At 27.4% G+C, this 9,748-nt stretch carries 16 protein-coding genes; 3 read left to right on the top strand and 13 right to left on the bottom strand.

Annotated features, from left to right (window positions below):
* Positions 1–879, top strand: coding sequence for an IS982-like element ISRa1 family transposase (locus tag VIX88_RS12740; RefSeq protein ID WP_127919811.1), 879 nt, complete (start codon positions 1–3; stop codon positions 877–879).
* 167 nt (positions 880–1,046) lie between these two features.
* Here VIX88_RS12740 and VIX88_RS12745 read toward each other — a convergent pair whose 3' ends face one another.
* The 12 genes from VIX88_RS12745 to VIX88_RS12800 form a co-directional block, all read right to left on the bottom strand.
* Positions 1,047–1,193, bottom strand: a complete 147-nt coding sequence (locus VIX88_RS12745) for a hypothetical protein (RefSeq protein ID WP_154212764.1) — start codon at positions 1,191–1,193, stop codon at positions 1,047–1,049.
* Positions 1,194–1,684: 491 nt separating this feature from the next.
* Positions 1,685–2,917: a hypothetical protein gene (locus VIX88_RS12750; RefSeq protein ID WP_064971192.1), complete on the bottom strand. Its 1,233-nt coding sequence runs from the start codon at positions 2,915–2,917 to the stop codon at positions 1,685–1,687.
* A gap of 4 nt (positions 2,918–2,921) precedes the next feature.
* Positions 2,922–3,503, bottom strand: coding sequence for a TraM recognition domain-containing protein (locus VIX88_RS12755; RefSeq protein WP_081276941.1), 582 nt, complete (start codon positions 3,501–3,503; stop codon positions 2,922–2,924).
* Positions 3,455–4,333, bottom strand: a complete 879-nt coding sequence (locus tag VIX88_RS12760; protein WP_223286748.1) for an IS982-like element ISRa1 family transposase — start codon at positions 4,331–4,333, stop codon at positions 3,455–3,457. Before VIX88_RS12760 ends, VIX88_RS12755 begins: the two co-directional genes overlap by 49 nt.
* A 69-nt stretch (positions 4,334–4,402) precedes the next feature.
* Entirely contained in the window at positions 4,403–4,567 is a 165-nt protein-coding gene (locus tag VIX88_RS12765) for a hypothetical protein (RefSeq protein WP_176702990.1), read from the bottom strand.
* A gap of 19 nt (positions 4,568–4,586) precedes the next feature.
* Entirely contained in the window at positions 4,587–4,871 is a 285-nt protein-coding gene (locus VIX88_RS12770) for a virulence factor (RefSeq protein WP_064971182.1), read from the bottom strand.
* Between the two features lie 82 nt (positions 4,872–4,953).
* On the bottom strand, positions 4,954–5,244 hold the full coding sequence (locus VIX88_RS12775; protein ID WP_010891295.1) for a virulence-associated protein: 291 nt from the start codon (positions 5,242–5,244) through the stop codon (positions 4,954–4,956).
* Positions 5,232–5,450 carry a hypothetical protein gene (locus tag VIX88_RS12780; protein WP_064971183.1) on the bottom strand — a complete coding sequence of 73 codons (219 nt, stop codon included), beginning with the start codon at positions 5,448–5,450 and terminating at the stop codon, positions 5,232–5,234. The genes VIX88_RS12775 and VIX88_RS12780 overlap by 13 nt, the downstream gene beginning before the upstream one ends.
* Before the next feature lie 216 nt (positions 5,451–5,666).
* Entirely contained in the window at positions 5,667–5,897 is a 231-nt protein-coding gene (locus VIX88_RS12785; RefSeq protein ID WP_064971184.1) for a hypothetical protein, read from the bottom strand.
* A gap of 31 nt (positions 5,898–5,928) precedes the next feature.
* Positions 5,929–6,213 carry a type II toxin-antitoxin system RelE/ParE family toxin gene (locus VIX88_RS12790; RefSeq protein ID WP_064971185.1) on the bottom strand — a complete coding sequence of 95 codons (285 nt, stop codon included), beginning with the start codon at positions 6,211–6,213 and terminating at the stop codon, positions 5,929–5,931.
* The gene (locus tag VIX88_RS12795; RefSeq protein WP_064971186.1) at positions 6,201–6,446 is read right to left on the bottom strand and encodes a hypothetical protein; all 246 of its coding nucleotides are present in this window, start codon (positions 6,444–6,446) and stop codon (positions 6,201–6,203) included. The genes VIX88_RS12790 and VIX88_RS12795 overlap by 13 nt, the downstream gene beginning before the upstream one ends.
* Positions 6,447–6,614: 168 nt before the next feature.
* Entirely contained in the window at positions 6,615–6,830 is a 216-nt protein-coding gene (locus tag VIX88_RS12800) for a hypothetical protein (RefSeq protein WP_064971187.1), read from the bottom strand.
* 456 nt (positions 6,831–7,286) lie between these two features.
* On the opposite strand from VIX88_RS12800, the gene VIX88_RS12805 reads away from it, so the two are divergent.
* The gene (locus tag VIX88_RS12805; protein ID WP_064971189.1) at positions 7,287–8,216 is read left to right on the top strand and encodes a replication initiation protein; all 930 of its coding nucleotides are present in this window, start codon (positions 7,287–7,289) and stop codon (positions 8,214–8,216) included.
* Positions 8,216–8,674 (top strand): HTH domain-containing protein, encoded by a 459-nt coding sequence (locus tag VIX88_RS12810; RefSeq protein ID WP_010891142.1) that lies wholly within the window; start codon positions 8,216–8,218, stop codon positions 8,672–8,674. Before VIX88_RS12805 ends, VIX88_RS12810 begins: the two co-directional genes overlap by 1 nt.
* A gap of 288 nt (positions 8,675–8,962) precedes the next feature.
* On the opposite strand, the gene VIX88_RS12815 is transcribed toward VIX88_RS12810, so the two are convergent.
* On the bottom strand, positions 8,963–9,613 hold the full coding sequence (locus VIX88_RS12815) for a hypothetical protein (protein WP_064971191.1): 651 nt from the start codon (positions 9,611–9,613) through the stop codon (positions 8,963–8,965).
* Positions 9,614–9,748 lie beyond the last annotated feature (135 nt).

Raw genomic sequence — 9,748 nt, forward strand, 5'->3', positions numbered from 1 at the left:
ATGAACAACATAGAGCAAATATATGAAAGAATTTTGGAAGTTTTAGGACTTTTTTCAGAAAATCAACTGATTAGTTATCAGAGAAGAACACCTAAAATGAGCGATTTAGAAGTCATAAGTCTTAATATTACTGCTGAATACTTGAGTATTGATAGCGAATTACAGTTATTTAGAAAATTGCCAAACTCTCTGATAAACAAAATTGAAAGAAGTGTTTACAATAAGCGAAAACGAAGACTATCCCTACAAACAGAGCAAATTAGACAGCGTATTTCGATGGAGTTCAATGAGTTTGAAGATATTTTTATCGTTGATAGCATGCCAATGAAAGTTTGTGAAAACGCTCGTTCTACTCGTTCAAAAATTTGTAAAGAGCAATCCTATTCTTCACCAACATATGGTTATTGTGCTTCACAGAAATTATATTTCTATGGCTATAAACTACACGCAGTATGTTCTTTAAATGGTGTGATTAAGAATTTTGATATAAGCCCTGCATCCGTTCACGACATCCACTATTTAAAAGATAGTGGTGAGCAAATGCGAAACTGTACTTTAATTGGAGATAGAGGCTATTTATCAGCAAAAGTTCAAATAGATTTATTTAACTATGCTAATATTAAATTAGATACACCAATGAGAAGTAATCAGAAAGATTATATTCCTCAATTTTCATTGTACAAGAAAAAGCGAAAACGAATTGAGACATTTTTCTCTCAACTTTGCGACCAATTTATGATTAAAAGAAACTATGCTAAAACTTTTGAAGGCTTTAAAACAAGGATAATCAGTAAAATAACCGCCGCAACGGTTATTCAATATATCAATAAATTTATCTTCCAAAGAAAATTAAATCATCTAAAAATCAGTATTATTTAAAATGCACAACGAGTAATTAAAAAGTCTGTCAATATGAAAGTTTAATTTCTTTTCATATTTTTATCTTAACCTCCGACAAAGGTATAGCACGCTATAACATTTATCATAGTCAGAGTACTCCGAGAAAGGAATTTTATTGAAGCAAAAGAAAAAGGATTAAACAAAACCTAATCGCTTGCTTTGAATATAATATAATTTGGAATTATAAATGCTACATCTTTCTTTATTCTTACCGTATAAGCCAATAAAAAAACCACTAATACTACTATTCCGAAAGTAGTAGGAGATACATCTAAATATTTTATTTTTTTCATATTTAAAATTTTATACAAATGTAATATGCTATATAGTGAAAGTTTGTTTTGCTTAAATAGCTTTATATACAATGCAAATCAATAATTTATTCCATTAGCTTAAAAGGACATTTTAAAATGTTCTATAAAACAAACGGAGTAAGGTTTTTTTAGCTTTTTTTGAATACCCGAATAGATTATTATATTTATTAATCATCTGAATTATAATATTTAATATACTTTTATTTAAAGTATATTAAAGTGCAATTTTTGAATTTTTTTTAGGGTATAAACGGATTATCTACTTAATAAAAGTAGAAATTTAGAAGTCTAGGGGGTGCAATGTATGAATTATATAAAAAATACAACTCCAAAGCTCCAAAACGAAAAGAAGACATCTAAAATATATAGATGCCTTCTTAAACCTATTCGGTATATTCATCGGATTTGGCGCTTCTCAAGGTCGTCCTCACGTTGCCTCTTTGTTCTTCCTCACCGACCCATCAAATATACTAATATTCTTCTATAAAATCAATATTTAAATCCTCTAATATCTGTTCTCTATACTCATCATCATAAATACAGTAATATTTAACTCCATCGTTGTTAAAACATAAATACCAAAAAGAAATATCTTCAATTTCTAAAGTTTTAATAAATTCTTTTTCTTCATAGTTTAATAAATGATACTTAAATCTAAAAACATAATGTTCTTTATATTTTAAAGTATTGTTATAGAACATTCTAATTTCATTAACATCAATTTTTTTAATAGAAAAAAAGTTTAATACTCTAAGATAATTCCAAACATCAAAATGACAAAAACAATATCTATCCTTATAATCAAAGCTAATTAATCCAAATACATCAATTTCTAAATTACTATTAGTAGTTTTCTTTAAAAAAATTTGTTCTACTTGATTTAGTTCTTCAAATTTATTTTCAAAAGAATATAAATTATTTTCCTCATTAAAATTAATTTTAACATTTTGATTAGTTATTTTTTCTTCTAATAAAAAACCTAGTGCTTTTTTTTCATCTTTTTGAAAAAAAAAGGAATCTATTATATTAATAGATTTTTCAAAATAAATATCACTTTTAGCAAAAATAGAGTCTATGTAGTCTTGTAATTTGAATTTTATGTTATTATTAGAGATAGAATTCTTTATAATTCTCAAACATTCTATCATTTGACTTTCTTTTATAACCTCAATTTCAAATTTGGGTTTTCTCTCAAAAAATAGAAATTCATCATCTGCCAAATAAAGCATATTTCTATAGTTTGCTTTTTTATTTTTCATGAATGTTGATATATCAACACTATCAGGATAACCTATTCCTAATCTTTCAGATTTTATTTTTGCTAAAAGATTAACTGCATTCTCTTTTAAAATAGTATATTCTTCATTCTCATAATTTCCTATTTTTGATATATCAATGGTTTTATTTTTTAACTTATTTAAAAGCTCCACATTTGGAATTTCTCCCCTTTTAAGATTTTGTATAAATTCTAAAACAATATCTTTTTTATAAAACCATTCTCCTGCTATCTTATTTTTTTTAAAAAGTACTTTTATCCTTGATTCCATCAAACTTAAATCAGGATAATAAAAAGTATTTATTACCTCATTATCCTTAATTCCAGCTGTGTTTTTAATATTTGAATATCTTCTAGTAAAATCATATGTAATTCCAACTTTAATTTTATTTTTTAATTCAATTACATACAAATCTTTATTTCTCATATGCTTATTCTAATAATGATTTGGCTTCTTCAATAATTCTAAAATAATTATCATTCATTTCTTGAATGGTAGTAATATGTTTTCTATTTATTTCATTATCTATGAAATACTCTAAAAATTGTGTTTTTAAAAACTCTTTTGGCTTTCCTTCTGCTATGATTCCATAAAACTCCCCTGGATTTAGATTTATTAAATCACTTATCTTTACTCTATCCCTTTCCTGTACGGTCTCAGATGTCCCTCTACTTTGATTACTTTGTGTATGTATAATTGTTCCTCCTGTTCCTGTTCCCATATTCTTATTGACAAATATTCTATCCTCTTTTGAAAATAATTTTTGTACCATTTCAGCAGTTTTACCATTGCTTACTCTACCAAAAAATTGATTCCCTAAGTTGGCAAGAATAATTTGAGCTTTATACTGTCCATAATTATCTACTAACTGACTAAAATCTTGTACTCCAAAAATTGTAGCAATCTTATTACTTCTTGCTGTTGCTGGTATTTGTTCTATATTTGGTATACTCGTTGTGCATTTTAAATAATACTGATTTTTAGATGATTTAATTTTCTTTGGAAGATAAATTTATTGATATATTGAATAACCGTTGCGGCGGTTATTTTACTGATTATCCTTGTTTTAAAGCCTTCAAAAGTTTTAGCATAGTTTCTTTTAATCATAAATTGGTCGCAAAGTTGAGAGAAAAATATCTCAATTCGTTTTCGCTTTTTCTTGTACAATGAAAATTGAGGAATATAATCTTTCTGATTACTTCTCATTGGTGTATCTAATTTAATATTAGCATAGTTAAATAAATCTATTTGAACTTTTGCTGATAAATAGCCTCTATCTCCAATTAAAGTACAGTTTCGCATTTGCTCACCAATATCTTTTAAATAGTGGATGTCGTGAACGGATGCAGGGCTTATATCAAAATTCTTAATCACACCATTTAAAGAACATACTGCGTGTAGTTTATAGCCATAGAAATATAATTTCTGTGAAGCACAATAACCATATGTTGGTGAAGAATAGGATTGCTCTTTACAAATTTTTGAACGAGTAGAACGAGCGTTTTCACAAACTTTCATTGGCATGCTATCAACGATAAAAATATCTTCAAACTCATTGAACTCCATCGAAATACGCTGTCTAATTTGCTCTGTTTGTAGGGATAGTCTTCGTTTTCGCTTATTGTAAACACTTCTTTCAATTTTGTTTATCAGAGAGTTTGGCAATTTTCTAAAGAACTGTAATTCGCTATCAATACTCAAGTATTCAGCAGTAATATTAAGACTTATGACTTCTAAATCGCTCATTTTAGGTGTTCTTCTCTGATAACTAATCAGTTGATTTTCTGAAAAAAGTCCTAAAACTTCCAAAATTCTTTCATATATTTGCTCTATGTTGTTCATTTATATCGTTTTATAGCAAAAACAATATACTTATTTTCAGTCTAATAAACAACTCTTGTTTTTTTCATTTCATAATGCACAACGGGTTCTAAATTTATCAAATTCTTCTTCTAATTTATTCGTAATTTCAATATTTTTACCACCTAAAGCCCTAATTATTTTTTTGAGGGTTTTAGTTTCTATTGTATTTTTGATGTATTTAAAGTAAAATAACTTTAAGTTCTTGTTAATCATAATTATATATTTTAATTAATTAGGATATAGCAGGTAATAAATCATTATTTTCTTCTATCCTTAACATTCTTACATCTTTTACACAATTAGAAAACCAAGGGTATTTTTTGGATAATTTCTGAACTACTAAAACGCAAGTCACAGCGTCAATATTAGCTCCACCAAAGTAAACACTTCCTTGCTTCCAAGTGAAACCGTTTTCAATCATAAAATCATTTACTAACTTGTACGAATTATGATAAGTATTTCCCTCATAATTATCATTTAAACAATTAGTATCTAACTCAAATAAAATAGCATACATTGTTAATGAGGTTTAAAATTAGGAAATTCATTACCTTTTGGTATTAGTAATTTTAAATATAATTACTACCTATGTGAGTTTATTAATTAGTCGCCTTTCTTTTTACTAGCTTTGTAAAATTACTCCAGTCTTCTACTCTAAATCCCCTTATATCCCTAACTGAATTTGCAAACCATTCCACCTCTGAAAGTGTTTGTATAGCTTCCATAAGATTAGCCATATCAGAATTATTATTTAAGTAAACACTCCCTTGCGTTCTGAAAAATCCAAACTCTTGCAAAATATTTGAAATTTCATAGTAAGCATTGTTATAGGGTTTCCCATAATATTTCTCCAAATCAGAGATAACCATATCAAAAGTTATCGCGTACATAAATCATTCTCTTTTTGAAGTTTAAAATAATTTTTTTCTCCGAAAAAAATTCTTCCTTTGTCATCTTCTATTGCTATTTCAATCCCTACAAAAGGATTATTTCTAATCTTAATAACTTTTCCCACTATCCAATCATTTAATAATGTTAAATCTGGAGAAACCATAACTAAGTCTCCTATTTTAAAGGTATTATCTTTTTTTTCCATTTTAGTATTTTCTACAAAGTTACATAATGTTTTTTGTTATTCTCCGAGAATATAACCCTTGTTTTATTACCTTTCAACGGCTCAGGCTTTCCTATTCCTGATGTGGATATTATTGAAATTCAATTAAATATATAGCTTTTTAAACTGTAAGCTCTGATTTACTCAAATTATTTAAGCCTTTTTCAGTCTGTTCCGTTAAAACTATATTATAACTACTCATTTGGAAATATAATTTTGGAACTCTTTAAAAGTTTTAAACTCCTTTGATTTTCCGTTTTCATATTCCGTTAAACCATTATCTATTTTAGCAAAGAACTCTTCTTTTGTCATTTTCGTAGGGTCTTTTTCCTCCACTTTTATAGATTTTGCTTTGAATTTTTTCAATAATTCTTTAAACAATGGTACATCCGAAGTTTTTATTTCTGCTGTGATTATTGATGTATTCATATCTGAATATTTTCACAACAAAGTTAACGTTTTATAAACGCTCATTTGTGTCAGCATTGATAAAGGCTAAGATATGGATAATGTTTTCAGTAACTTGATAATACAACAAAAACTTTCTAAGTATAGGAAAAAATCTAATGTCTTTAACATCTGTGACCCTTCCGATATAGGGATTGTTAATCAGAATTTTTTCTACTCTATCTACCTCATTGATTATTTTAAGAGGATATTCATTAGATTGATTTCTGTTGAGCCAATATAGAAGCTCCTCGTTATATTTTTGTTCTGCCCTATTTGACCAAATTATTTCGTGCATAATCTTAGAGCATTGGTTCTAACATCATCATTAGCCTTATACTTCCCATTTTTAATATCTTCTTGACCTAGCTTTATCTCTTCCTTATGGTCATTTGGGATATTATAAACAGAGGTATTTACCGTATCATATAACTCTGATTTGGCTAATAAATCATTGTAATCAGCTATTGAAATAACTGCTAGTTGTTTCCCTGCACTATCTGTTATAAATTGTGGTTGTATCATTTCCATATCTATTTTTTTATAAAGTTAAGGTTTTTAGAACGCTTGTAGAGGTTATATTTCAGGAAGTACATTATTGAATTATTACAAAGACTCCCACCTATTTATGGGGGCAGACCTCTCTCTTCGTATCGTTATATAAATTAAGTATTAAAATGTATCTGTAAAATACGTAACTCATATCCCTAAAAATGCTTTGTGTTCCTCCCTTGTCATTCTTTTTGTAGGTTCTTGCCGTGCTTTATCTATTTTAGCAAAGAACTCTTCTTTTGTCATTTTCGTAGGGTCTTTTTCCTCCACTTTTATAGATTTTGCTTTGAATTTTTTCAATAATTCTTTAAACAATGGTACATCCGAAGTTTTTATTTCTGCTGTGATTATTGATGTATTCATATCTGAATTTTATTTACAAATCTAATTATTTTTTTTAAAACATTGATTATTATTCAATTAAATATATATTATGCTACACATAACACCCCCCCTTTGGTTCTCTTTAAACTTCTTTTTCGTTTTTTCGTTTTCTTCACCACCCTCAAAAGAAATTTTCTGTCAAAATGTCGCTTTTCAGCTCCATTTATTCCATTAAATTTCTCTAACGTTATTTTTTTAAAATATTTTTTACATTTTTTATATTTAAGCAACTGTATACAACTAATAAACAATATATTACACAGCTAAAAACGAGTTTTTATAAGCTAAAAACGAGTTTTTATAAGCTAAAAACGAGTTTTTATAAGCTAAAAACGAGTTTTTATAAGCTAAAAACGAGTATAATAAACGAGTATTGTTTTAAAATATCGTTTTTATTTTTTATATTTACATTATCAACTACAAAACCATTGTTTTATGGAATTAATGGATATAAAAAAGGAAGATAAATTAATTTATCAACATAATGTAATAACTTCGGGACGGTATGATTACTCGGCTTGTATGTTAGATATTCTTTTTATGGTTCTTTCTGGATTAGAAAAAGACAAATTGGAATATAATATTCACGTTCAAGATATAGAAATAATTACAGGGCGTAAATGGAACTTAAAACAACTTAGAGAATCTACTGAAAACATAGGTTCTAGAATGTTTGAAATAGAAACACCTGAAAGTTTTGAACAACTTTGGTTATTTTCTCGTGTGAAATATTTAAAAGGAACTGGAAGTTTTACAGTTAAATTAAATGACGAGGCAATGCCCTACTTTTTTGATTTAAAAAACAATTTTACTTCAATGCAATTAAAATCTGTTTTAAACTGTTCTTCCAAGTATGCAAAACGTTTATACGCGATAGCGTGTCAGTGGAGAAGCGTTGGAATTAAACGCTTTGAAATTGAAGAACTAAAGAAGATGCTTGGTTTAATTGATAAAAAAGGAAATGAACAGTTTGAAAGGATTTCCGACTTTAAAAAATTTGTTCTAGATGTAGCAAGGGAACAAATTTCTGAAAATACAGATATTGAACTTGATTTTGAACTAAAAAAAAGGGGGAGGTCTTTCCATTGGATTACTCTTCATATTAATAACCAAAAGTTTAAACAATTAGAGATTGATTTCAACAAACCACTAGAAATACAAAAATTTATATCTAAATTAATGGCTTATGGATTTAGCGAAGAACAAGCAAATATCATATCAGATAAAGAAAAAGAATCTAATTTTGACATTCTCATTGCTGAATTGAATGAGAAAATAAAAACTAAAAAATTATCTGTAAGAAATTCTATAGGATATTTAGTCGGTGTCTATCAGAAAAAAGGAATTTTACCAATCAAAGAATAATGAAAAAATATACAACAAAAGAAATAGCTAAACTTTTTGGCGTCAGCGAAAGGACAGTCCAGCGACAAATAGCGACACTAAGCGACAATATATCAAATACAGATAATAAAGGATTTTCAATTCCAGAAGATGTCGTTATTTTCCTCGCATCGCGACACAAATACGATATTTCAACGACAAGCAACGACACCAAACAACAAGATAAAGATGAAGAGTTTCCTCATATAGAATATTTTACAGAAGAGGAATATCAAGAGTTTAAAAAAAGAATTACTGAGTACCCATTTCTAAAGGAACAAATTAAATTATCTAACGAGCACTTGGAAAGCCTAAAAACACAAATAGAATACTTCAGACTATCTTATAATAAACAATTGGATATCCACGAAAAATTAATTGGAGCATTCCGAGAAAGGAATTTTATTGAAGCAAAAGAAAAAGGATTAAACAAAACCTAATCACTATCACTTACTTTGAATATATAAAAAAGCACCCTAAAGGGTACTTTTTTATTTTAAAATGATGAAATACTTTATTGCCTACTTATTTTTAATAATTTTCTTAATATTTAGAAAAGATGAAATCATAATACCTAAATTAGAAAGTCCTATCAAAACAAAAGATAGAACACTTACATCTTTGTTCACAAATAAAACAATAAGTATAATCTCTATTATTAGAGTCAAAAATAAAAGTATGTAAAAAAAATTTTTGTTTTTTAATATATTTTCCATATTTCTTCTCGATTACATACAAGCATCTGCTACACTTGCCATAGCTACTACTTTAGCTGCAATAGCTACTGGACATCCTACGCCTGTAGCGCAAGCAGACAATCCTAAAGTTGAAAGGAAGTTTCCAGCTAAAGCCAAAGCACAACCTCTAGTTATACCCCTACCATACTCTACAAATTCACTATTATTAGAATATACCTTTCTCAATATTTGATTCGTTTCGTAAAAAAGTTCTTCAGAACCATTTTTTCTTATCTCGGATAAATTTTTATCATATGTTTCACCTGAAATAACAAAACCATCTTTTAAAAAGTCTCCTTTAAGAGACGATAACATAATTTTAAATTCCTCCTCATTATATTTCAAATCTAGACCAGTTTCATTATTTATTATTTCTAGATTTTCACGATACTTATTTTCAATATCCTTAAGACTAATATTTGTTGAATTTTTATCATCTGATAAAACAGTAAATCCTCTTGTAAATTTTAAACTGGTCATCTTATTCTTAGAACTTCTCAGTCCTTCGATGACTTTAATGTTATCAATTCCTAATTTTTCTTCTTTAATAATAATGTCTGATTCACTAGCATTTCTATTACAAGAAACGAAAACAGACATCAATGCATAAACACCTAAAGCATAATAAAATTTTCTATTCATAATATTACTTTTAAAGATTCAGCCCAAATTTAAAAAAATAATTAAAAAACCCGTTGTGCATTATGAAATGAAAAAAACAAGAGTTGTTTATTAGACTGAAAATCAGTATATTGTTTTTGCTATAAAACGATATAA

Origin of the sequence: Riemerella anatipestifer, assembly GCF_035666175.1 — a bacterium.
Taxonomy (GTDB): Bacteria; Bacteroidota; Bacteroidia; order Flavobacteriales; family Weeksellaceae; genus Riemerella; species Riemerella anatipestifer_D.

What these genes read in the sequence shown, in the direction of transcription:
- VIX88_RS12740 (WP_127919811.1), top strand. Translation starts at nt 1, where the DNA reads ATGAACAACATAGAGCAAATATATGAAAGAATTTTGGAAGTTTTAGGA.
- VIX88_RS12745 (WP_154212764.1), bottom strand. Translation starts at nt 1,193, where the DNA reads ATGAAAAAAATAAAATATTTAGATGTATCTCCTACTACTTTCGGAATA.
- VIX88_RS12750 (WP_064971192.1), bottom strand. Translation starts at nt 2,917, where the DNA reads ATGAGAAATAAAGATTTGTATGTAATTGAATTAAAAAATAAAATTAAA.
- VIX88_RS12760 (WP_223286748.1), bottom strand. Translation starts at nt 4,333, where the DNA reads ATGAACAACATAGAGCAAATATATGAAAGAATTTTGGAAGTTTTAGGA.
- VIX88_RS12765 (WP_176702990.1), bottom strand. Translation starts at nt 4,567, where the DNA reads ATGATTAACAAGAACTTAAAGTTATTTTACTTTAAATACATCAAAAAT.
- VIX88_RS12770 (WP_064971182.1), bottom strand. Translation starts at nt 4,871, where the DNA reads ATGTATGCTATTTTATTTGAGTTAGATACTAATTGTTTAAATGATAAT.
- VIX88_RS12775 (WP_010891295.1), bottom strand. Translation starts at nt 5,244, where the DNA reads ATGTACGCGATAACTTTTGATATGGTTATCTCTGATTTGGAGAAATAT.
- VIX88_RS12780 (WP_064971183.1), bottom strand. Translation starts at nt 5,450, where the DNA reads ATGGAAAAAAAAGATAATACCTTTAAAATAGGAGACTTAGTTATGGTT.
- VIX88_RS12785 (WP_064971184.1), bottom strand. Translation starts at nt 5,897, where the DNA reads ATGAATACATCAATAATCACAGCAGAAATAAAAACTTCGGATGTACCA.
- VIX88_RS12790 (WP_064971185.1), bottom strand. Translation starts at nt 6,213, where the DNA reads ATGCACGAAATAATTTGGTCAAATAGGGCAGAACAAAAATATAACGAG.
- VIX88_RS12795 (WP_064971186.1), bottom strand. Translation starts at nt 6,446, where the DNA reads ATGGAAATGATACAACCACAATTTATAACAGATAGTGCAGGGAAACAA.
- VIX88_RS12800 (WP_064971187.1), bottom strand. Translation starts at nt 6,830, where the DNA reads ATGAATACATCAATAATCACAGCAGAAATAAAAACTTCGGATGTACCA.
- VIX88_RS12805 (WP_064971189.1), top strand. Translation starts at nt 7,287, where the DNA reads ATGGAATTAATGGATATAAAAAAGGAAGATAAATTAATTTATCAACAT.
- VIX88_RS12810 (WP_010891142.1), top strand. Translation starts at nt 8,216, where the DNA reads ATGAAAAAATATACAACAAAAGAAATAGCTAAACTTTTTGGCGTCAGC.
- VIX88_RS12815 (WP_064971191.1), bottom strand. Translation starts at nt 9,613, where the DNA reads ATGAATAGAAAATTTTATTATGCTTTAGGTGTTTATGCATTGATGTCT.